The sequence below is a fragment of the Kitasatospora sp. NPDC085464 genome (assembly GCF_044541955.1).
Classification (GTDB): Bacteria; Actinomycetota; Actinomycetes; order Streptomycetales; family Streptomycetaceae; genus Kitasatospora.
This window is the reverse complement of sequence record NZ_JBITTM010000008.1, coordinates 113846-136460: the sequence shown is the minus strand read 5'-3', so window position 1 is coordinate 136460 and position 22615 is coordinate 113846. Positions and strand designations below refer to the sequence as shown.

Annotated in this window: 16 protein-coding genes; 3 read left to right on the top strand and 13 right to left on the bottom strand. The window is 74.2% G+C overall.

The window, feature by feature from the left end:
• Positions 1–119 precede the first annotated feature (119 nt).
• Positions 120–1610, bottom strand: a complete 1491-nt coding sequence (locus ACIGG8_RS09325; RefSeq protein ID WP_396546635.1) for a PHB depolymerase family esterase — start codon at positions 1608–1610, stop codon at positions 120–122.
• Between the two features lie 218 nt (positions 1611–1828).
• On the opposite strand from ACIGG8_RS09325, the gene ACIGG8_RS09320 reads away from it, so the two are divergent.
• Positions 1829–2377, top strand: coding sequence for a PaaI family thioesterase (locus ACIGG8_RS09320; protein WP_396546633.1), 549 nt, complete (start codon positions 1829–1831; stop codon positions 2375–2377).
• 199 nt (positions 2378–2576) lie between these two features.
• On the opposite strand, the gene ACIGG8_RS09315 is transcribed toward ACIGG8_RS09320, so the two are convergent.
• The 3 genes from ACIGG8_RS09315 to ACIGG8_RS09305 all read right to left on the bottom strand — a co-directional run bounded on the left by ACIGG8_RS09315 (position 2577) and on the right by ACIGG8_RS09305 (position 5551).
• Entirely contained in the window at positions 2577–3575 is a 999-nt protein-coding gene (locus ACIGG8_RS09315) for a YdcF family protein (protein ID WP_350520294.1), read from the bottom strand.
• A gap of 97 nt (positions 3576–3672) precedes the next feature.
• A complete protein-coding gene (gene pip / locus ACIGG8_RS09310) occupies positions 3673–4626 on the bottom strand; it encodes a prolyl aminopeptidase (RefSeq protein WP_396546632.1) in 954 nt (317 codons plus the stop codon).
• A 142-nt stretch (positions 4627–4768) separates the two neighbouring features.
• Positions 4769–5551 (bottom strand): TetR/AcrR family transcriptional regulator, encoded by a 783-nt coding sequence (locus tag ACIGG8_RS09305; RefSeq protein WP_396546630.1) that lies wholly within the window; start codon positions 5549–5551, stop codon positions 4769–4771.
• A gap of 125 nt (positions 5552–5676) precedes the next feature.
• Here ACIGG8_RS09305 and ACIGG8_RS09300 point away from each other — a divergent pair, with 125 nt between their 5' ends.
• A complete protein-coding gene (locus tag ACIGG8_RS09300) occupies positions 5677–7341 on the top strand; it encodes an MFS transporter (protein WP_396546628.1) in 1665 nt (554 codons plus the stop codon).
• Between the two features lie 23 nt (positions 7342–7364).
• Here ACIGG8_RS09300 and ACIGG8_RS09295 read toward each other — a convergent pair whose 3' ends face one another.
• The 8 genes from ACIGG8_RS09295 to ACIGG8_RS09260 form a co-directional block, all read right to left on the bottom strand.
• Complete coding sequence (locus ACIGG8_RS09295; RefSeq protein WP_396546626.1) at positions 7365–8276, bottom strand: lysophospholipid acyltransferase family protein; 912 nt, start codon at positions 8274–8276, stop codon at positions 7365–7367.
• Positions 8273–9163: a GNAT family N-acetyltransferase gene (locus ACIGG8_RS09290; protein WP_396546625.1), complete on the bottom strand. Its 891-nt coding sequence runs from the start codon at positions 9161–9163 to the stop codon at positions 8273–8275. Before ACIGG8_RS09290 ends, ACIGG8_RS09295 begins: the two co-directional genes overlap by 4 nt.
• 446 nt (positions 9164–9609) lie before the next feature.
• A complete protein-coding gene (locus ACIGG8_RS09285; protein WP_396546623.1) occupies positions 9610–11013 on the bottom strand; it encodes a serine hydrolase domain-containing protein in 1404 nt (467 codons plus the stop codon).
• A 327-nt stretch (positions 11014–11340) separates the two neighbouring features.
• Positions 11341–12717 (bottom strand): M1 family metallopeptidase, encoded by a 1377-nt coding sequence (locus ACIGG8_RS09280; RefSeq protein ID WP_396546762.1) that lies wholly within the window; start codon positions 12715–12717, stop codon positions 11341–11343.
• Positions 12714–16604 carry a Pls/PosA family non-ribosomal peptide synthetase gene (locus ACIGG8_RS09275; protein ID WP_396546621.1) on the bottom strand — a complete coding sequence of 1297 codons (3891 nt, stop codon included), beginning with the start codon at positions 16602–16604 and terminating at the stop codon, positions 12714–12716. The genes ACIGG8_RS09280 and ACIGG8_RS09275 overlap by 4 nt, the downstream gene beginning before the upstream one ends.
• Positions 16605–17041: 437 nt before the next feature.
• Complete coding sequence (locus ACIGG8_RS09270) at positions 17042–17908, bottom strand: NmrA family NAD(P)-binding protein (protein WP_396546619.1); 867 nt, start codon at positions 17906–17908, stop codon at positions 17042–17044.
• A complete protein-coding gene (locus ACIGG8_RS09265) occupies positions 17905–18408 on the bottom strand; it encodes a hypothetical protein (RefSeq protein WP_396546617.1) in 504 nt (167 codons plus the stop codon). The genes ACIGG8_RS09270 and ACIGG8_RS09265 overlap by 4 nt, the downstream gene beginning before the upstream one ends.
• A 190-nt stretch (positions 18409–18598) precedes the next feature.
• Positions 18599–19120 carry a MarR family transcriptional regulator gene (locus ACIGG8_RS09260; protein WP_350520283.1) on the bottom strand — a complete coding sequence of 174 codons (522 nt, stop codon included), beginning with the start codon at positions 19118–19120 and terminating at the stop codon, positions 18599–18601.
• A 506-nt stretch (positions 19121–19626) separates the two neighbouring features.
• Between ACIGG8_RS09260 and ACIGG8_RS09255 the strand changes: the two genes are divergently transcribed.
• A complete protein-coding gene (locus ACIGG8_RS09255; protein WP_396546615.1) occupies positions 19627–21243 on the top strand; it encodes an alpha/beta hydrolase in 1617 nt (538 codons plus the stop codon).
• 359 nt (positions 21244–21602) lie between these two features.
• Here ACIGG8_RS09255 and ACIGG8_RS09250 read toward each other — a convergent pair whose 3' ends face one another.
• Positions 21603–22343 (bottom strand): ABC transporter ATP-binding protein, encoded by a 741-nt coding sequence (locus ACIGG8_RS09250; RefSeq protein ID WP_396546613.1) that lies wholly within the window; start codon positions 22341–22343, stop codon positions 21603–21605.
• Positions 22344–22615: the final 272 nt, after the last annotated feature.

Sequence of the window (22615 nt, the reverse complement as noted above, 5' to 3'; positions counted from 1 at the left end):
CGGAGCCGGAGCCGGAGCCGGGGTCGGAGCCGGGGTCGGAGCCGGGGTCGGGGTCGGGGTCGGGGTCGGGGTCGGAGAGCATCGCGGCGTTCGTGGGTGCCGCGTTGCTTGCCGTCAGCTCAGCACTGGCCGTCGGCGAGGACGAAGTAGCTGGGGCCGGTCTGCTTGAGGGTGTGGGTGACGAAGGTGTTCCAGAGGCCCATGCTCTCGCCCGAGCCGAGCGCGTAGGTCAGGCCGCTGCGCTGGGTGGCGCGGCCGGCCAGCACCTGGTCGTAGTTGCTCGCGGTGAAACACCGGGGAGCGCTCCCGGAGGTGGTCGCGGTGACCGCCGTCGATCGGGCGCCCACCGTGCCGGTCGCGTCGACCGCCGCCACGGCGTAGCCGTAGGTCGTGCCGGCGGCGAGACCGGTGTCGGTGAACGACGGTCCGTCGGTGCCGGCGACCTGGCTGCCGTCGCGGTAGACCCGGTACGAGGCCGCACCGCTGACGGCCTGCCAGCCGAGGGTGATCGAGTTCGCCCCGGCCGGGTTCGCGGTCAACCCGGTCGGGGCGGGCAGGCCGGGGGAGGTCGGTCCGGTGCCGCCGTCCAGGCCCCAGAACTGGGCGGTGTAGTAGCTGGAGCAGATGGTGTCGAGGAAGTAGGCGCCGGTCGCCCCGCACCGGTCGTCGCCGGAGCCCGGGTGGACGGCCAGTCCGTGGCCCATCCCGCTGACCGTGAACAGTGCCACGACGGGGCGTCCGGCCGCGTCGGCGTAGAGCTCCTGGCTGGTGCCGCCCGGGAGGCTCCGGGTGCCGGTGGGCCGGGGGTCGACGCCCTGGACGTCGGTCCACTGGTCGCGCAGTTCGGTCGCGTTCACCGGCCGGACGACGGTGTCGGTGCTGCCCTGCCAGATCGCCACCCGGGGCCACGGTCCGGTGTAACCCGGGTACGCGGCCCGGACCTTGTCACCCCACTGCGTCGGCGTGAGCCCCTGGTCGCTGTTCTGGCAGCCCGAGGCAGCGCCCTGGGTGGTGGCGCAGTGGGCGGGCAGACCGGAGTCGACCGCCCCGCCGGCGAACACGTCGGGGTAGTCGGCCAGCAGGTCGGCGGTCATCCCGCCGCCCGCGGAGAGCCCGGTCACGAACACCCGCCGGGCGTCCGAGCCGTACAGGGCCTCGGCCTTGGTGACCATCTCGACCACCGACTCGGCCTCGCCGGCGCCCCGGGCGTCCTTGCCCGCGTCGAACCAGCTGAAGCAGGACAGGCTGTTGTTGGCGCTGCCCGTCTGCGGGAACACCACGGCGAAGCCGTACCGGTCGGCGAACGTGGTCCAGCCGGAGTCGCGGTAGTAGTCGGTGGCGCTCTGCATACAGCCGTGCAGGGCGACCACCAGGGGCGCGCCGGCGGGCAGCCCGGCGGGGGTGTAGGTGTACATCGCGAGGTTGCCCGGGTTCGGACCGAACCCGGTGACCTGCTGGAAGGTCCCGCTCACGGCGGAGGCGGAGGCGGTCGTGGTCGTGGCGGGGACGGTCGCGGCGGTCGCGGTGGTGGAGGCGCCGGCGGGCGCGGCGGCGGGGACGGCGAGGGCGGCAACGGCCAACAGCGCGGCGGCGAAGGGGCGCAGGGGCATTGGGACTCCTGGGTGGGGGAGGAGCGGGGGCGGATCCCGTGCAGCGTGGCGCGCCGCGCACCCCGGAGCCATGTGGTGGTCACCCGAGGGCCGCCGCCCGCGCATGGCGCGATCCGCCATGGTTCGACCATCGCGCCGGGCGCGGGTCGGGCGGAGGTTGACCCGCCTTACACCGGAAGGCACTTGAGACGGATCACCGAACCGGGCAGGTTGATCACATGACGACTTCCGAGATCGACTCCTACGAGCAGCAGCGCCCGGACGGCCAGGAGCTGCGCACCCGGACCCACACCTGGACGGCCGGCCCGCCGATCGCCGAGTACTCCCACCTGACCGGAGAGGAGATCCTGCTGGAGTGGATCGCCGGGCGGATCCCGGAGCCCTCGATCTGCAGCACCATGGGCTTCCACCTCACCGAGGTGAAGCCGGGAACGGCCGTGTTCGAGGGCCACTTCGGCGATCATCTGCACAACCCGATGAACACCGTGCACGGCGGCTACCTGGCCACCCTGCTCGACTCGGCACTCGGCTGCGCTGTGCTGAGCAAGCTGCCCGCGGGGCTGGGTTACACGACCACCCAGCTGAACGTGCACATGCTGCGGCCGCTGTTCGCGGACTCGGCGCCGGTGCGCTGCGAGGCCGAGGTGCTGCACCTGGGCCGGACGATGGCGACCGCCGAGGCCCGGGTGATCGGCACGGAGAACGGCAAGCTCTACGCGCACGCCACCACCACGTGCGCCGTCCTGGCCCCCCGTCCGGTGGTCTGACGGGTCCGAGGAGCGGGCGGGCATCCGATGGGACGACCGTGCCCCGGCCGCAGAAGCAGCCGGGGCACGAGCCGGCGCAGCCCCACGGAGCCCTGCGCGACCCCCACGGAGCCCTGCGCGACCCCTGCGAAGCCCGACGCGACCCCGGCGGAACCAGGAACCAGGAACCAGGAACCAGGAACCCGGAGCCCGGGCCGGCTCAGAGCGCCGCGAGCACCCCGCAGAGCGCGAGGAGGCCGCAGATCCCGAAGTTGACGAGCTTGTGGGCGAGGAACACCGCCGCGAACTCGCGGATGGTCGCGGTCGGCCAGTAGTACCGGGCGGTGGGCGAACCGAGGACGTGCCCGTTGACGCCGGTCTTGCGGGCGAGCAGCGCCGCCCGGAAGGCGTGGAAGTTGTTGGTGACCACGACGCACCGGTAGTCGGGCTTGGCCCGTTCCATGACGGCCTTGCTGAGGAGCAGGTTCTCCTCGGTGGTGCGCGAGCGGTCCTCCCGTTCGATGTGCTCGGCCGGGAAGCCGCGTTCGGTCAGGTAGTCGGCCATCGCGTGGGCCTCCGGCAGCTTCTCGTCCGGTCCCTGGCCGCCCGAGGTGATCAGCACAGGAGGGTTGCCCCGCGCGGCCTGCTTCTCGTACGCCTCGCGGCCCCGGTTCAGCCGGCTGGCCAGCAGCGGGGGGACGCGCTCGCCGTCGATCAGCCCGGAGCCGAGGACGACCACGAAGTCGACGTTCCGGCGCGGTCGGTGACGGCTGTACAGGAAGGCGTAGCCGACGAAGCAGACGAACAGGAACGAGACGTAGAGCACCACCAGGACGGCGGTGCCCGCCAGGACGGCGAGCCGCCGGGAGCCGGTGGCGAGGGCGGCGAGCAGCAGCAGGGTGACGGCGATGATGCCCAGCCCGGCGAGCAGGGACAGCAGGTTGGCGGGCCGCCGGCCCTCCTTGCGGATCATGGTCATCCCGTTGGCGATCAGGAACCAGACCAGGGCCACGGTGCCGAAGGCCGGCAGCAGGATGATCGCGGCCGCCACGCCCTCCACCACCAGGCTGGGTGCTCTGCGGAGTTCGGTGAGCAGGGCGAGCGAGAGGAGCGAGACGGCGATGCCGAGGAGGACGGCGTTGCTGAACCGGCGGCGGTCGCGCAGCACCCCGACTCCGAACAACAGGAAGAACAGGGCGGCCGGGGCGTAGGCGATCATGCGTCGTATCGTAGGGGGTCATTGGTATGGGCCACTTGGGACGAACGGGTCGGCCGTGCCCTCGCGGATCGCGGCCCGCCGGCCGGGCCCCGGGGGCTCAGGCGAAGCGCTCGATCGCGGCCAGGACCGCTTCCGTCATCCGCGGGCTCCCGGTGTGCCCGGACTCGTCGACGACGGTCAGGCGGGCGTCCGGCCAGGCCTTGGCGAGCTTCCAGGCGATGCCGAGCGGTGCGCCGAGGTCCAGTCGGCCGTGGATCAGCTCGGCCGGGATCCCGGCCAGCCGCCCGGCGTCGCGCAGCAGTTGGCCGTCTTCCAGGAAGGCTCCGCGCGCGAAGTAGTGCGCGGTGATCCGGGTGAAGGCCATCAGGGCGTCGGAGGGGCGGTCGGAGTACGCGTTCGGCTTGCCCAGCGCCTCGTGCGAGATGACCGCGTCCTCCCAGGCGGCCCAGGCGTTGGCGGCGGCCCGTCGGACCGTCTCGTCGGGGCTGTCGAGCAGTCGGCTGTAGGCGGCGAGGAGGTCGCCGTCCCGGTCGGCGGCGGGCAGGAAGTCCCGGAACTCCTCCCAGGGGCCGGGGATCAGCCGGCTGACGCCCCGGTAGAGCCAGTCGAGTTCGTCGGCGTCGGTCGTGGTGACCCCGCAGAGCACGATCCCGGAGACCCGATCCGGGTGGGCCTGGGCGTACGCGAGGATCAGCGTCGAGCCCCAGGAGCCGCCGTACAGCAGCCACTTGTCGATGCCGAGGTGCTCCCGCAGCCGCTCCATGTCGGCGATCAGGTGACCGGTGGTGTTGTGCTCCATCCCGGTCGACGGATCGGCGGCGTGCGGCAGGCTCTGCCCGCAGCCGCGCTGGTCGAACTGGACGACGTGGTAGCGCTCCGGGTCGAAGTACCGCCGGGCGCGCGGGTTGTGGCCGGATCCGGGCCCGCCGTGCACCACGACGGCCGGGGTCCCGGTCGGGTCGCCGGAGGCGTTCCAGTGCATCCGCTGCCCGTCGCCGACGTCCAACAGGCCCTGGGCGTACGGTTCGTAGAGCGGGTACGGGCCGGGCATCGGTGACTCCTCCGTGGTCGTACGGGCGGGCGCCCGGCGAGCCTACCCCGCAGTCCCGGTACGGGTGGGGCGGTCGGAAGCATCGGGCCGGGCCCGCCCCGGCCAGGCCCGCCCCGGTTCGACCCGGGCCGGCCCCGTCCGATCAGCGTCGTTCCGGCGGCAGCAGCGTCGCGAGGCCGTCGAGGATGCGCTCCACGCAGAACTCGAACCGGACGTCGAGGTCGGGCTCGGTGAGGTCCCCGGCCAGCTCGACCAGGTTGGGGAAGACCTCCACGGGCAGGGCGCGGAAGCGGTCGCGAACGGCGGTGACGGCGTCGAGCCGGCTGGCGCCGCCGGCCTCGGCGGCCGAGATCGGCGACTGCTCCTGCAGGACGAAGCCCTGGACGAACGAGCTCAGCAGGTAGGTCGTCAGGGCGGCGTGCGCATCGGAGAACCCGGCCTCCCGCAGCCGGTCCAGCTGGTCCTCCAGCAGCCCGAACAGGTGGGGACCGGGGGCGAGGCGGCCGGCGACGACCTTCGCGGCGTCCCGGTTGTCGTGCAGGAGCTGTCGGTGACGCCAGCAGTAGCCACGGAGCTGCACGCGCCAGTCACCCTCGCGCGGCGGGGGCTCGGCCGAGGCCATGATCGCGTCGTTGAGCAGGTCGAGCAGCTCTTCCTTGTTGCGGACGTGCCAGTACAGCGAGGCCGCCCTGACGCCGACCTCGGCGGCGACCTTGCGCATCGACAGCCCGGCGAGACCGTCCCGTTCCAGGACGCGCAGGGCCGCCTGGGCGAGGACCTCCCGGGTCAGGGCGGGCGCCCCGGGGCTCTTCTCCGGGGCGGCGGCGTCGTTCGCCGGATCGGTCGTGCCGCTCGCTTGCGTGGTCGTGCCGCTCCCTCGTGCGGTCGCGTTGTTCCCCTGCGTGGTCGTGTCGTTCTCCGCCATGGCCGTGCGGACGCCTCCCGTGCCGTCGTGGATGTCCCACTTGCAATCTAACACCGTTAGGGGCATTCTGTGGCTGTCGAATCAGCCCCTAACACTGTTAGGGGCTCTTGCTCGGGAGGGAAACCATGGACGGGTCGAGCGCCCGCCGGAGGCGGCTCGCGCTGCTCACGCTCTGCGTCACCATGTTCATGTCCATGCTGGACAACGTCATCGTCAACAACGCCCTGCCCCGCATCGGGCAGGACCTGGACACCGGGATCAGCGGCCTGCAGTGGATCGCCGAGGGTTACAGCCTGGTCTACGCGGCCCTGGTGCTGACCGGTGGCGCGCTCGGCGACCGGTACGGCCGCACCCGGGTGTTCCGCCTCGGCCTCGCCCTGTTCACGGCGGGCTCGGCCCTCGCCGCCCTCGCCGGGACGATCGGCGTGCTGGTCGGCGCCCGGATGCTCCAGGGCGTCGGGGCGGCGCTGCTCACCCCCGGCAGCCTCGCCCTGCTGCGGCACGTCTTCACCGACGAGCGCGAGCGGGCCCGGGCCATCGCCACCTGGTCCGGGGTCTCCGCGCTCGGCCTCTCGGTCGGCCCGGTGGTCGGCGGCCCGATGGTCGAGCACCTCGGCTGGGCCAGCGTGTTCTGGATCAACGTGCCGATCGGTGCGGCCGGGCTGCTGCTCGCGGTGCGCGTCCTGCCGGACATCCCGCCGCGACCGCGCCGGATCGACCTCGGCGGTCTCGCGCTGTCCGCCACCGGCCTGGCACTGCTGGTCTACGCGCTGGTCGAAGGGCCGTCCCGGGGCTGGACCGATGACCGGGTGCTCGGCTGCGGCGCCGCGTCCGCCGTCCTGCTGATCGCCTTCCTGGTACTCGAACTGCGCCTCACCGAGCCGATGCTGGAGCTTCGGATGTTCCGTGACGGGGCACTGGGCGGCGCGCTGCTCAGCGGATTCACGGTCAGTTTCGGGATGTTCGGCGCGCTGTTCTTCCTGCCGCTGATGATGCAGGGCACCCTCGGGTGGTCCCCGGCCGCGGCCGGCTACGCCGGGCTGCCGATGACCGCGATGCTGGTGGTCGCCGCGCCGCTGTCCGGCCGGCTGACCGCGCGGTACGGCCCCCGGCCGCCGCTGGTGCTCGGCCTCGCCCTGTGCGCGGCCGGCCTCGGCGGCCTGGCGCTGTACGGCGACCACGCCCGCTACCCGCAGTACCTGTGGACGCTGTTCGCGATGGGCCTCGGAATGGGGCTGACCTTCACCCCGGTGTCGATCGCGGTGATGATGCGGGTGTCCCCGGCGCAGGCGGGGATGGCCTCGGCGACCGTCAACACGCTGCGGGAGCTCGGCGGTGTCCTCGGGATCGCCGTGCTGGGCGCCGTGCTGACCAACCGGTTGACGGACTCCCTGACGGCCGCCCTGCAGCGGCTCGGCGTCCCGCCGGAGGCGGTCGGCCCGATCGCGGACGCGCCCGCCGGCGCGCTGCACGGCGCCGGCGGCTCCGGGGCGTCGGCGCCGTCGGCTCCCCTTCCCGGCCCGGTCCGGGACGCGGTGGACGGTGCGTTCATCGACGGCATCCACCTCGCCGTGCTCTGCGGCGCGGCAGCGCTCGCCGTCACCGCCGTCCTGGTCGCCGTACTGCTCGGCCGGACCCGACCGGTCGTCCCGGGCGGTGCCGTCGCCGCCCGGCGCCCGCAGCCGGCGGACTCGGCAGAGCCGGCGGACCCGCCGGAGTCGCCGGCCTCGGCGGGTTCGGCCGGGGCCCACAGGGCCGAGGCCCACGGGGCCGGGGCCCACCGGGCCTGACCGGCCGCCGTCGTGGCGGCCGGTCAGTGGATCCCCTCGACCGCCGCCTGTGCCGCGCGGGCCAGGTCGCGGCGGGCGCCCGCGCGGGTGGGCCGCGGGGCGGGCGGCGGGATCGGCGGCAGGAAGGTCACGTCGGCGACCAGCCCGCGCGCCGCGACGACCCGCGAGAGCGAGGTGAGCAGCCCGTCGTCCCCGATGAAGGCGGGGATGCTGGTGGGCCGCCCGTCCGCCAGCCGGTAGCGGATGGTCACCGGCTGGACGCAGGCGCCGGCCTCCACCGCGGCCTGGAACAGCGCGGGCCGGAAGCGACCGCTCTCCCGCCCGCACCAGGTCGAGCCCTCCGGGAAGACGATCACCGGGTGGCCGGCGCGCAGCACCTCGGCCACCGCGGTGATGGTCTGCGGCAGCGTCCGCAGCCGGTCGCGGTCCAGGAACACGGTGCCGCCCCAGGCGACCAGCGGGCCGAGCACCGGCCACCGCCGGACCTCGGTCTTGGCCAGCGACCGGCCGGGCCGTCCGGCGGCCAGCAGCGGGATGTCCAGCCAGGACACGTGGTTGGCCACCACGAGCACCCCGTCCCCGCCACCGGGCGCGGCGCCCCCGTCCCCGCCGCCGGGCGCGGTGCTCCCGGACCACCCGTACCCGGACCCGGAAGCGGACCCGGTACCGGACCCGGACCCGGTACCGCTGCCGGGCCCGGCGAGGTGGACGGTCACCCCGAGCGTGCGCAGCACGATGCGGGCCCAGAGCCGGATCAGCCGCTCCCGCCCGCCGTGAGGGATGAGGCGGACCGGCAGGCTGAGCGCCACCCCCGCCACGACCACCGCCAGACAGGCCGTCAGCCGCAGCACCCGCCGGGCGTGGGAGACCTCCGGCGAGGGGTCGGCCAGGCAGGTCTCGGGCCGGCACGTCGCCGTGGGCAGCCAGACGCTCATGACGCGGTGCCCGTGCCGGGCATTCCGGCGAGGAAGTGCCGCAGGTAGCGCGGGTCGGTGCGCTCCAGCGAGAGCAGCACGTACAGGTCGGCGCAGTCGAAGTCCGGGTCGTACGCGGGCTCCCCGCAGACCCAGGCGCCGAGCCGCAGGTAGCCGCGGAGCAGGGCCGGCAGGGCTCCCCGCTCGGCGCGCGGCACACCGGTGGAGTCCCAGCGGCGGTGCGGGGCGACCCGGTACTCGGCGGGGGCCAGGTGCTTGGCGCTGACGGTGTCCCAGACCCGGGCCGCGGTGGCGCCGCCGTCGTCGAGGCCGATCGAGCAGCAGCCGCCGACCCAGGTGTTGCCGGTGTCGGAGAGGTAGCGGGCGATGCCGCCCCACATCAGGTTGATGACGGCGCCGTTGCCCCGGTGGTCCGGGTGGATGCAGGAGCGCCCGAGCTCGACCAGACCGGGGCGGACCGGCGCCAGGGCGGACAGGTCGAACTCGCCCTCGGAGTACAGCCCGCCGGCCCGCCGGGCCGCCTCGGGGCGCAGCAGCCGGTAGGTGCCGACGACGGTGCCCTGCTCGCCCTCGCGGACCAGGAGGTGGTCGCAGTACTCGTCGAACGGGTCGACGTCCAGGCCCGCGACCGGGCTGTGCAGGACGGCGCCCAGCTCGGCGCCGAACACCTGGTGGCGCAGTCGCTGGGCGGCGCGCACGTCGTCCTCGTCGCGGGCGAGGGAAACCGTGTAGGCGGGAGTGGCGGTGGCGGTGGCGGTGGCGGTGGCGGTGGCGGTGGCGGTGGCGGTGGCCACGGCCAGGGCGGGCCGGCGGCGGGGGGCCGGGACCGCCGGGGCGTCGTGGGTGGGGGCTACTGCGGACGGAGCGTACGTGGGGACGGTGGTCATGGCGGACCCTCCAGGGCAGCACGATCGGCGGTGCCGAGGATCACCAGGGCACCGTCCCGGTCCGCAGGTGGTTGGGCATGGACGCGAACCGGTCTCGGTATGTTTTTCCGAGTCGGTTGGCATTCACGTTGCGGCCCGGCGGAGCGCAGATGTGCACCTGTTGAATGGGACCACCCGTGGCCCGCCGGTCACCTGCTCGGCACCGGGCGCTCGCCCGCAGGGGGTGGACAACGGGGGCGTACGGCTGCCTTTCCCGTACGCCCCCGCGAACCCGGTCACCCCGGTCGTTACCCCGGTCACCCCGGTCACCCCGGTCGCCCCCGTCGTCACCCCGCTCACCCCGGAGACCAGGGCCGGCCCACCCTGCTCACCCGGTGCCGCAGGGCATCCTGGCTCACCCGGTGCCGCAGGGCATCCTGCTCACCCGGTGCCCGCAGGCATCCCGCTCACATCGCCTGCCAGCCCTCCGGCTCGACGCCGCCCGGGACGGCGTCGGCCGGGCCGTACGGCTCGCGGGTGTAGACGAAGGAGCCGACGTCGAGGTGGCTGACCGTGCCGTCGGAGCGCCGGACCACCCGCAGGGTCTCGCCCGCGTAGTAGTTGTCCAGGCCGGTCCAGGTGCCGTCCGGCTCGGGCCGGAAGCGCGAGCCCCGGGTGCCGCCCGCGAGCTGGGTGAGCTCCAGGACGCCGCCGGGCCGCAGCCGCAGGACGTTCGGGGCGGCGCCCCAGTACCAGGGGCCGGTGAGCGCCAGCAGCTCCTGGTCGACCTCGGGCAGCGGCCGCCAGGGCTCCGGCAGCCGGGGCTCGTGCTCGGCGGTGAGTGCGATCAACTGGGCGGCCAGCAAAGGGGTGCTGGGGCCGCTGGTGGCGTTGGCGAGGGCGTACGCGGCCAGTCCGTCGGCCGCGCTGACCCAGAGGCCCGCCGTGAACCCGGGCATCGAGCCGGAGTGCCCGTACAGCAACCGGCCCTCGTGGCGGTGCAGTTGCAGGCCGAGGCCGAAGGCGGTGGTCCACCCGTCGTCGAGCGGGGCGACGACGGGGCGGCGCATCTCGGCGAGTGTCCCGGTGGCGAGCACCTTGTCGTCGCCCGAGGCGAGGAAGGCCGCCCAGCGGGCCAGGTCGGCGCCGGTGGACCAGAGTTGGCCGGCCGGGCCCATCAGGCCGGTGTCGGTGAGCGGTTCGGGCCGCATGACGTCGGCCCACGGGTGGACGGCGAAGCCCCCGGCGTGCGGGTGCTCGGGCAGCAGCGTGGTGCGGTCCATGCCGAGCGGGGCCAGCACCTCGCGGCGCAACACCTCGCCCCAGGGTTCGCCGCGCAGTTTCTCCACCAGTGCGCCGAGCAGCGCGTAGCCGGGGTTGGAGTAGTGGAGGAGGCGGCCGGCCGGGTGCTTGAGCGGGCGTTCGGCCTCCAGCAGGTCGGCCAGGCCGGGGCGCAGCGAGCCCTCGGTCCGCTCCCACCACGGGCCGGGGGTCTCGGCGGCGAGGCCCGAGGAGTGCGAGAGCAGCTGGGCGACGGTCGCGTCGTCGGCCGCGGTGCCGGGCAGGTGGCGGGCGAGCGGGTCGGCGAGGTCGAGCAGTCCCTCGTCGCGCAGCCGCAGCACCAGCACGGCGACGAAGGTCTTGGTGAGCGAGCCGATCCGGAACTGGACGTCGGGGGTGGGCGCGCGCCCGTCGATCATGCTGCGGGCGCCGCTCCACACCGGCTGCCCGTCCCGCACCACCCCGGCGACCACGGCGGGCGCGCGCCCCTCGGCCTGGGCGACGGCGACCCGGTGCAGCAGGGCGCGGCGGGTGACCGGCAGCAGCTCGGCGGGCAGGTCGGTCATGTGGTCTTCGAATGTCGTCGACATTGGACGGACAGTAGCCCAGTCCGGCCGCGCCTCCGACCGGATATACCGCGCCCCCGGCCGGACCCGCCGCGCCCCCGACCGGAGCAGCCACGCCCCCGACCGGACGAGTCGCACCCCCGACCGGAGCAGCCACGCCCCCGACCGGACGAGTCGCGCCCCCGGCCGGAGCAGCCACGCCCCCGACCGGACGAGTCGCGCCCCCGGCCGGACGAGTCGCACCCCCGACCGGAGCAGCCACGCCCCCGACCGGACGAGTCGCGCCCCCGGCCGGACGAGTCGCCCGTCCGGCCGGATGGCCGGCCCGCCCCGACCCGCCCCGACGCGGGATCAGCCCGGCAGCGGCGGCAGTTCCGGCCGTTCCAGCCAGGCCTCGAAGAGCGGGCCGAGCGGGGTGGTGGTGTACCGGGAGGCGTGCGCCCGCAGGTCGGCGGTGTTCACCACGCCGTGCCGGTTGAGGCTCGTCCAGTCCCGCAGCATCGCGAAGAACGCGTCGTCGCCCAGCGTGCGCCGCAGCGCGTGCACGACGAGACCGCCGCGCTGGTACAGCCGGTCGTCGAACATCAGCTTCCGGGTCGGGTCGCCGAGGGTCAGGTCCTGCGGCTGCCCGCCGAGCAGCGTGTGCGCGACGGCCGCGCGGGTGGCCGCGGCGGGGCCGCCGGCGTGCTCGGACCAGAGCCACTCCGCGTACTTGGCGAAGCCCTCGTTGAGCCAGATGTGCCGCCAGTCGGCGATCGTGACGCTGTTGCCGAACCACTGGTGGGCCAGCTCGTGCGCGATCAGCCGCTCGCGCTCCCAGCCGCCGCCGAGGTGGTTGGTGCCGAAGGTGGCGACGCCCTGCGCCTCCACCGGGACGTCCAGTTCCTCGTCGGCGAGGACGACCGCGTACTCGCCGAACGGGTACGGCCCGAAGACCTCCCCGAAGTAGCTCAGCATCTCGGGCTGCCGGGCGAAGTCCCGGGCGAACCCGTCGGCCAGCCGCTCCGGCACGTACCCGGTCTGCGGCACGGCCGGCCGGGCGGCCAGCGGCACCGCCCGGTAGTGGCCGATCGACACCGTCACCAGGTACGTCGAGGTCGGCGCGCTCTGCTCGTACACCCAGGTCGTGCTGGACGCCCGGGTGGTGCGGGTCAGCAGCCGGCCGCTCGCCACCACGGTGAACGGGGACGGCGTGGTCACCGCGATCTGGTAGGTCGCCTTGTCGGCCGGCCGGTCGTTGCACGGGAACCAGGACGGCGCGCCGACCGGCTGGCTGGCCACCAGCGCGCCCTCGGTCAGCTCCTCCCAGCCCAGGCCGCCCCACGGGCTGCGCACCGGGCGAGGGTTGCCGGTGTAGTGCACCTCGACGGTGAACGCGGCGCCCGCCGCGAGCGCCTTCGCCGGGCGGATGCGGAGCTTGCCGGCGCGGTGGGTGTAGCGGGCGGCCCGGCCGTCGACGAGCACCCGCCCGATCCGGAAGTCGGCCAGGTCGAGCGCGAACTCCGCCAGGGCGGTGTCCGCGACCGCGCTCAGCCGGGCCGAGCCGGCCAGCCGGTTGGGGCCGGGCCGGTAGTCCAGCGTCAGCTCGTAGCGGTGCACCCGGTAGCGGTGGTCGCCGCTGTTCGGGAAGTACGGGTCCGGGGCGCCGGCGGCCGCGGGGGCGTGCTTGGACTTCACGGGGACGTGCGCTTCCTGCGGGCCGGGACGGGTGGTCGTCGAGGCGGTCATGACGTCGTCTGCCACACCTCGATGGGGTTGCCCAGCCACCGCGTGTCGGCGGGGACGGACTCGGCGCGCATCACCAGCGAGGCCGGGCCCAGCGTACTGCGCGCGCCCACCGTGCTGCCGGGCAGCACGATTCCGCCCGGGCCCAGGGTGGCGCCCTCGCGGAGGACCACAGTATCCATCCGCATGATCCGGTCGTGGAAGAGGTGGGTCTGGACGACGCAGCCCCGGTTGATGCTGACGCCGTCGCCGAGGGTGACCAGGTCCGCCTCCGGCAGCCAGTAGCTCTCGCACCAGACGCCGCGGCCGACCTTCGCGCCGAGCCCGCGCAGCCACAGGTTCAGCACCGGCGTGCCCGGCACCGCGCCGACCAGCCAGGGCACCGCCAGCATCTCCACGAAGGTGTCCGCCAGCTCGTTGCGCCACACGAATCCGCTCCACAGCGGGTGCTCCACCGCCCGGAACCGCCCGACCAGCAGCCACTTCGCGACCACCGCGACCACACAGGCCACCGCACCGGCGCCCAGCAGCACCAGGCCTGACAGCAGCGCCGCGGTCAGCGGCGAGCCCGCCGCCAGCCAGGACAGCGCCGCCACCGTCAGCAGGCCCAGCGCCCCCGAGGCCAGCACCGGAACGACCCGGGCCACCTCGACCAGCCCGCGCGCCCACAGCAGCCGGGCCGGCGGCTCGTACGTCAGGCTCTGGTCGGCCTGGTCCGCCGAGCGGGGCAGCCGCATCGGGGGCATGCCCAGGTACGAGCCGCCCTTCTTCGCCTTCGCCGGGGTCGCCGACAGCACGCCCACCAGGCCGCGCTTGGGGACCGAACGGCCCGGCGCGGTCATCCCCGAGTTGCCGAGGAAGGCCCGCTCGCCGACCTTCGCCTCGCCGAGCCGCACCCAGCCGCCGCCCAGCTCGTACGGGGCGATCAGGGTGTCGTCGGCCAGGAACGCGCCGTCGCCGACCGTGGTCAGGCTGGGCAGCGCCAGCACCGTCGAGACCTCGGCGTGCCGGCCGATCCGCATCCCGAGCGCCCGCAGCCACAGCGGCGTGACCAGCCCGGCGTACAGCGGGAAGAGCACCTCACGGGCCCTGTCCATCAGCTGGGTGACCGTCCAGGCCTGCCAGCCGACCCGCCCGTGCAGCGGGTGCGTGCCGGGCACCAGGCCGATGCTGAGCAGCCGGACCAGCGCCAGCAGCTGCCCCGCGTACACCGCGCCGTACGCGAGGGTCGCGGGAAGCAGGCCGAGCAGCGCGCCGCCGAGCGCCGGGCCGAGCGCGTCGCCCTCGTGGACGAAGCGGGAGAGCACGGCGAGGCCGGCCAGGGCGGGCAGTGCCGGGAGCAGGCCGAGCACGGCACCGCTGGCGCCGTACAGCGCGGCCCAGCGGGCCCGGCGGTGCGGGCGCTCCTTGGGCCAGGTGCGCTCGGCGCGGCCCAGCTTGGCGGCGGGCGCGCCGCCCCAGCGCTGGCCGGTCGGCACCTGGCCGGTGACGCTGGAGCCGGCCACCACCTGGGCGCGCTTGCCGATCCGGGCACCGGGCAGCAGCGTCGAACGGGTGCCGACCACGGCTCCGGAGCCGACCTTGACCTGGCCGATCAGCAGCCGGTCGCCGTCCAGCCAGTAGCCGCACAGGTCCACCTCGGCCTCGACCGCGCAGCCGCGGCCCAGCTTGAGCATCCCGGTGACGGGCGGCAGCGAGTGCAGGTCGACGTCGGACGCGACCTTGCAGCCCAGCGCGCGGGCGTAGCGCACCAGCCAGGCGCCGGACAGCGAGGTGGCGCCGCTCAGCTCGGCGAGGCGCTCGGCGGCCCAGAGCCGCAGGTGGACGGCGCCGCCGCGCGGGTGGCTGCCGGGGCGCAGGCCGCGCAGCAGCAGCCGGGCGCCGCCCGCCGAGACCGCGAGCCGCCCCGCCGGGGTGTACATGGCCAGCGCGCCCGCGCCGACCCACCACCAAGAGGCGGTGGGCGCCCACGGGTAGTCCCCGAGGTGCGTGAGCAGGTTCCCGGCGGCCAGCAGGGCGACCGTCCAGCGCAGGCCGACCACCGTGAACAGCGGGATCAGCAGGAGCAGCTGCAGCAGCTTGGCCCGGGTCGGCACCAGGGTGACGGTGCGGGCCTCGGCGCTGTCGGCGGCGGTGCGCTCCAGGTGCCGGGCGAGCTTGCGCAGCGTCGGGTTCTGGTAGATGTCGAGGACGGCCGCGCTCGGGTAGCGGGTGCGCAGCAGGGTGGTCAGCCGGGCGGCGGCCAGGCTGCCGCCGCCGATCGCGAAGAAGTCGTCGCGCGCGCCGCCGACCTTGATGCCGAGGATCTCGGACCACTGCTCGGCCAGCCACGCCTCGGTGCCGTACAGCTGCTCGCCGGGGCCGGCGGTCTCCAGGTCGGGCAGCGGCCAGGGCAGGGCGGCCCGGTCCACCTTGCCGGAGGTCCGGGTGGGCAGGGTCTCCACGGTGGCGAGCAGCGGGACGAGGGCGGCCGGCAGCTCGGCGCGCAGCCGCTCGACGGCCTGCTCGCGGTCGAAGCCGTCCTGGACCACCAGGTAGCCGACCAGCAGCTGGTTGCCGCCGCGCGCGGTCCGTACGGCGGCGGCCGCGCCCGCCACGCCGGGCAGGGCCTGCAGGGCCGCGTCGACCTCGCCGAGCTCGATCCGGCGCCCGCCCAGCTTGATCTGCTCGTCGGTGCGGCCGAGGAACAGCAGGCCGGCCGGGTCGGCCTGGACCAGGTCGCCGCTGCGGTAGGCGCGCTCCCAGCCGAGCGAGGCCAGCGGGGCGTACTTCTCGGCGTCCTTCTCCGGGTCGAGGTAGCGGGCCAGGCCGACCCCGCCGATCACCAGCTGCCCGGTGCCGCCGGGGGCGACCGGCTCCCCGGCCTCGTCCACCACGGCGAGGTCCCAGCCGTCCAGCGGCAGGCCGATGCGCACCGGGCCGTCGCCGGTGAGCAGCGCGGCGCAGGCGACCACGGTGGCCTCGGTGGGGCCGTAGGTGTTCCACACCTCGCGGCCCTCGGTGACCAGGCGCTGCACCAGCTCGGGCGGGCAGGCCTCGCCGCCGAAGATCAGCAGCCGCACCTCGTTCAGGGCCTCGGCCGGCCACAGCGCGGCCAGGGTCGGGACGGTGGAGACCACGGTGATCTCCTGCTCGGCCAGCCAGGGGCCGAGGTCGGCGCCGCTGCGCACCTGCGAGCGGGGCACGGGCACCAGGCAGGCGCCGTGCCGCCAGGCCAGCCACATCTCCTCGCAGGAGGCGTCGAAGGCCACCGACAGGCCGGCCATCACCCGGTCGCCGGGGCCGATCGGCTCGTCCTGGAGGAAGAGCGCGGCTTCGGCGTCGACGAAGGCGGCGGCGTTGCGGTGGCTGACGGCGACGCCCTTGGGCTTGCCGGTGGAGCCGGAGGTGAAGATGATCCAGGCGTCGTCGGCGGGGGTGGGGCGGCGTCCGACGGCGGGCGCGCGCTCGGCCGTGGTGGCGAGGGCACGGTCGGCGCCCAGCACGGCGGCGACGCCGGCCTCGCCGAAGACCAGCTCGGCGCGCTCGTCCGGGTCCTCCGCGTCGACCGGCACGTAGGCGGCCCCGGCGGCGAGCACCGCGAGGATCGAGACGTACAGGTCGTTGGTGCCGGAGGGCACCCGCACGCCGACCCGGTCGCCGGGGGCGATCCCGGCGGCGGCCAGGCGGCGGCGCAGCTGCTCGACCTCGGCGGCCAGCGCGCGGTAGCTGAGCACGGCACGGCCGTCGTCCAGGGCCGGCTCGTCCGGGTGGGCGCGCACGGTGGCGTCCAGGACGTCCACCAGGGTGCGCGGCGCGGCGGCCGGGCGGCCCGGGAACAGGGCGCGCGGCGGCCGGGCGGTCTGCAGCGGTCGGCCGGGTTCGTTCGACTGGCTCGGTTCAGCTGTCATGGCAGCCCGTGCGCTCCTCGTCCTCGCCCCGGTCCGATCGATGCCCGGCCCTTGGGGGCGGTGGGACCACTCGCCGTAACCGGGTGACCCCACTCCGGGGCCGGAGCGGACAACCTGACCGATGGTAGCTCCGTATCTTCGGCGCTGCAGGAGGACGTGTGTGGCCAACTCGGCCGGAGGGGCGTGAATCTGACGTGACGTCAGTTCGTAACTCGGGCTCGGTCAAACCAGTGTGACGACCGGTCAGTCGAATTGACGGTTCGTCAGATCGTATTTTCGATCGTGATCCACACCACAGCGAATGTTGCTCCCTCCGGGTGGCGGGCCCGGCGTTTCGGCCGTCCGTGGGCCCCTTTCGGCCCTGCAGCCCGGTCGGTCCGGGCGCCATTCGGCCCTGCAGCCCGGTCGGTCTGGGCCCGCCACCGGGGGCGGGAGGGTCAGCAGAAGCGGTGCAGGTGCTCCTGGAGGAAGGCTTCCAGGGTACGCGGACTGCGCCCGGTGGCGAGGGCGTAGGAGCCGTCCGGGGTCTCCCGGCGGACCACGGCGAGCCGCTGGATCTCCACTACGTGGGCGGCGAGCCAGTCCGGCATCCCGGCCCGCGCGACCAGGTGGGCGTGCAGTTCGGCCGGGGCGAGGTCGACGTAGCGGACCGGGCGGCCGAGCAGCTCGCCGAGCAGGGTGGTGAGCTCCGGGTGGCTGTAGGCCCGCCCGCCGGTGAGCGGATAGGTGCGGCCCGCCAGGTCCGGACGGGTGAGGACGTCGGCGGCGAGGTCGCCGATGTCCCGGACGTCCACGTAGTTGCAGCGCGCCGAGCCCGTCGCGCCGTGCACCACCCCGGCGGCGGCGATCCCGGGCGCCAGGAGCAGCAGCTTCTGCATGAACGCGTACGGGCGCAGGACGGTGATGGTGACGTCGGAGGACCGCAGGCGCTCCTCGATCAGGTGGTGGCCGCGGGAGACCGCGACCGGGGAGTCCGGCTCGGCGGCGGGTGCGGAGACCTTCACGATGTGCTCCACCCCGCAGTCGAGGGCCGCGTCGATCGCGTTCAGCTCGTGGCGGACCTGGTCCGGGCTGTTGGCCATGGTGAGGAAGAGCTGGTGGGCGCCGTGGAAGGCGGTGTGCAGGGAGGCCGGGTCAGCGGCGTCGGCCGGGAACGGCTCGGTGAGGGCGAGCGTGCGCTCGTCCAGTCCGGCGGCCAGGCGGGCGGGGTCGCGGCTGAGCGCCCGGCTCGGGGCGCCGAGGGCGGTGAGGCTGCGCAGGGTGGCGCCGCCGGTGGCGCCGGCGGCGCCCATGATGACGATCATGACGTCTGCCTTTCGGGTCGGGGGGCGGTGCTTTGGGGTGCGGTGTGGAGCGGGTGCTGCGGTTCGCGGGTGCGGCGGCTTCCGCGCCGGCGCCAGGTGGTGATGGTGGCGGCGATGGCGGCGGAGACCGGCAGGTCGAAGGGCAGCCGTTTCGGCCACGGGCTGTCGGCGAGGGCCGGGACGTGCGGGAGCCAGCGCGCGGCGGCCAGGCCCACGGCGAGCCCCAGTGCGGCGGCTGCCAGGCCGAGGGCGGCCGCCGCCACGGCGCGCGGGGTCCGGGCGGGCCGGGTGCGGGGCGGGCGGCGGCGCAGCACGGCGCCGAGCGCGGCGGCCACGAGGGCCGAGGTGCCGCCGATGGTGGTGAGCGCGGCGACCACCAGTTGCTGCTGCCCGGTGACGGCTCCGCCGAGGCCGGCCGTCACGGCGGGCATGAGGTAGGCGACCAGGACCTCGCGCCACAGGACGAACGGCGGGGGAGCGCCGGGGGCCTTCTTGCTCATGGGTGTCCTCACGTTCGGGGTGGTTGTTCCGGTGGATCTCATTAGGCACCTAAGTATTTGTGCTTAGGTGCCTAACTAGTGGGGCTTGAGAAAGGGCGGGCCGTCGGGCGGCCCGCCTGCGGGGTGGGTCGGACGTGCGGTCGGGGGTGCGGTTCGCGCCGGTCGGGGCCGGTTCGCGAGCGGTCCGGGGTCAGTCCGCGGTCAGTGCGTCGATGCCCGTGACCACCCGGGCCAGCAGGTCCAGGAAGGTGGTGCGCTCCTCGACGGAGAGGCCGGCGACCATCGCCTGCATCCGGGCGAAGTGCTCGGGTGCCACCTCGCGCAGCCGGTCGGCGCCGCGCGCGGTGAGGATCACCACGTTGCCGCGCCCGTCCTCGGTGGACGGCCGGCGGGCCACCAGGCCCTCCCGTTCCAGGCCGTCGACCAGGCCGGTCACGGTCGCCCGGGAGACGCCGAGGCTCGCCGCGAGCCGGGAGGGCGACTTCTCGCCGCCGTGGTCCTCCAGGTCGGCCAGCAGGCGGTAGCGGCCGGTGGAGAGCCCGAAGCGGCCGAAGTGCACCTCGCCGGCCTGGCCGAGCCGGGCGCCCGCCGCCATCAGCCGGGCCGCGACCAGGACCGCCTGCGGGTCGGCCGTGAGGCCGTAGCGGGAGATCTGGCGTCGGGCCTGGTCGAGGGTGGGAGCGCCGTGGTGGGCCTCGGGATGCTGCGTCACGAGAATTAATATGGCGCCTAATCGGATGGCCCGTCAAGTGCGGGGCCGGACCTCGCCCGGGTGGCACGGAGCCGGGCAGGGGACCTACAGGGCCCGGCCGGACGGGCCCTGGGCGGCGCGGGGCGCGATCCGGGGTGTCCCCGGGGGTGGCCCGGATCCGGGTGGGCGAGAGGTGTCCGAGTCGGTCGCCTCGGCTCCGGCCGCAGGGACCCGGCCGCCCCCGCGTTGTCCGGGACGGCCACCCGCTCGACCACGGTCACGTCCCACCCCGCCGGTCGGAGCCCGATCGCGGCCGCCTGCCTGCCGCCCCCGTCCCCGGCGGCGACCGCGCGGATCGACCTCGATTGACCAATCGTCAGGTCAACCAACCGTCAAGTCGGTTCATTCACAGAATAATCTGCGGTCAACGGAATGGTGTGCGGAGAGTTTGCGCTGCCCCGAGGTCTTCACACGGAGATCTCCGACTGACAGTCTGGGGCAGCCCTTTTCAGGACCGAGGAGGTTCCTTGTCCCGCATATCCACGATGGCCGGAGCGGTCGCCTGCGCTCTCGCACTTGTCACCGGTTCCGCCGTCGCCGCGTCGGCGGCGCCGGTCGACCAGGCCCCGGGCCTGGCCGAGGCGAAGGTCGACCCCGTTGCCTGGACCCCGTGCAACCCCGACCCGAGCAAGCCGGACCCGGGCATCTACGACTGCGCCGTCTACCCCGTGCCGCTGGACTACGACAACCCGTCGGGCGAGAAGATCGGCATCGCGATGATGCGGCGCCGGGCGAGCGACCCGTCGAAGCGGATCGGCTCGCTGTTCCTCAACCCGGGCGGCCCGGGCGGCAGCGGCTACCTGTGGGCGACGACCAGCCGCTTCGGCCCCGAGGTGCAGGCGAAGTTCGACCTGGTCGGCTTCGACCCCCGCGGCGTGGCCCGGAGCAACCCGCTCAAGTGCTTCAAGACCCAGGAGGACGCCGACGCGGTCAACAACCGCATGGTCGGCGTTCCGGTCACCAAGGCCGAGGTCAACGAGACGCTGGATGCGGACCAGGACTACACGGACGCCTGCAGCAAGAATGCCGGCCCGCTGATCGAGCACATGTCGACCATCAACGTGGTGCGCGACCTCGACCGGATGCGCCGCGCCGTCGGTGACTCCCAGCTCACCTTCGCCGGCTTCTCCTACGGCACCCTGATCGGTTCGACGTACGCGAACATGTACCCGAACAAGGTCCGCGCGGTCATCATCGACGGCAACGTCGACCCCAACCTGCGCCTGCACAACGGCCTGGAGTACGACCGCCAGCGCGCGGGCGGCTTCGAGCTGGCCCTGGACGAGTTCCTGAAGCGCTGCCAGGCGGCGGGCGCCCCGCGCTGCGCCTTCGGGGAGGGCGACACCCGGGCCAAGTTCGACGAGCTCCGCGACCACCTGCGGACCAGCCCGATCACGCTGGCGAACGGCACCAAGGTGACGCTGTCCAGCTTCACCAGCGAGGTTGCAAGCGCGCTGTACTCGCAGGCCAAGCTGGCTCCGCTGGCCAAGTCGCTGCAGGCGACGTACCAGGTGCTGCAGAAGCCGAACGCCGCCACCCTGCTGGCCCCGAAGGCGAACGTCGCGGAGGAGGACGCCAACCTCCTCACCGTGAACCTGCCGCGGGCGCTGCGGGAGGCCCCGGCGGACTCCGAGTACACCGCCGACGACTCCTACATGGGCGTCAACTGCCAGGACAAGCCGTACCCGTCGAACGACCGGGTGTTCGCCAACGTGGCCAAGACCTGGGAGCAGGAGTCGCCGACCTTCGGCCGCTACCAGGCCTTCGACGCGCCCGCCTGCGCCAGCTGGCCGGCCCCGGCCCGGGACGCCGAGCGCTTCTCCGGCCCGTGGAACAAGAAGACCTCCAACACCGTGATGGTCATCGGCAACCTCTACGACCCGGCTACGCAGTACAAGTTCGCGCAGCGGATGCAGCAGGAGCTGGGCAACGCGGTGCTGGTCAGCGTCGACTCGATCGAGCACTGCGCCGTCGGCCGGAGCAAGGCGCTGAACGACCTGGTCACCCGCTACCTGGTGGACGGCACCGCGCCGAAGCCGGGCCAGCTGCTGAAGCCGGACGCGGAGATCTTCCCGGCGGTCTGAAGGCCCGGACGTGTGAGGGCCCGAGGGCGTGAAGGCCCGAGGGCCTGAGAATCCCGGGGCCTCACGAATCGAGGTGACGGTTGTGGTGGTCGGCGGGCGCCGGCCACCACAACCGTTTTCCGGCCCGGAGCGTTCCCGGAGCGTTCCCGGAGCGCTCCCGGAGCTCCCTGGACTCCCTGGACTCCCTGAACTCCCTGAGCTTCCTGAGCTTCCGGGGAAATCAGCGGAAGATCGCCGTCGAACATCCGGAGGGGCGGGGTGACGAATCGTCACACCCTCTCCCCGCAGCTCTTCCCCGGTCGAATTGCCGGGTCGGTACACGAACCAGCCGACTGCCGATCGGATCGGATTCCCGCGATTTACGCGGCCTGCTCCGCCTCCGCCTCGACGATCCGCCCGTCCCGGAGCTCGATCACGCGGTCGGCGAGTTCCATCAGCGTCGGGTCGTGGGTGGCGACCAGCACCGTGACGCCCTCGCTGCGCACCACCGCGCGCAGCAGCTCCATGATCGAGCGGCCGGTCTCCGAGTCCAGCTGGCCGGTCGGCTCGTCGGCGATGATCAGGCCCGGCTCGTTGGCCAGCGCGCGGGCGATGGCGACGCGCTGCTGCTGGCCGCCGGAGAGTTCGCCGGGGCGCTGGTTGGCGTGGTCGGCCAGGCCGACCAGCGCCAGCAGGGTGTGTGCCCGCTCCTCGCGCTCCGCCGCCGCGACCTTGCGCAGCCGCATCGGCACGCCGACGTTCTCGGCGGCGGTGAGCATCGGGATCAGCCCGAAGGACTGGAAGACGAAGCCGATCCGTTCCCGCCGCAGGGCGAGCCGTCCGTCCTCGTTCAGCCCGCCGAGGTCGATGCCGTCGAGGGAGATGCCGCCGGCGGTGGGGGAGTCCAGGCCGCCGACCAGGTTGAGCAGGGTGGTCTTGCCGGAGCCGGAGCGGCCCTTGAGTGCGGTGAGTTCGCCGCGGCCGATCGTGAAGGAGACGCCGCGCAGGGCGTGCACGGCCCGCTCGCCGGTGCCGAAGCTGCGTCGGAGATCGGTCACGGCCACCATCGGCGCGGTGGTCGTGGTCGTGGCGGTGACGGTGGCGGCCTGGTCCTGCGTCATGCGTCGTCCCCCCAGTGGGCGTGGTTGCCCGGTTCCGTTCGGCTCTACGGGTGCGGCGGCTCCGCGGGTTCAGGATTCCGGGAGCGGAATCCGTGCGGACGGAGTGTGCGCCGGTCGAAGGAGCGTGACGGAGCCGGAGTTGTGAAGTGTGCATGGCATTTCAATGGGGCATCCCGGCCGGGATGCTATCAATGATGGAATTTGCTCACTGCTTACTTGATTCGCGCAAGTCCCTTCCGTTCCTGGACTGTTTCTGACAGCATCGTCCGCTA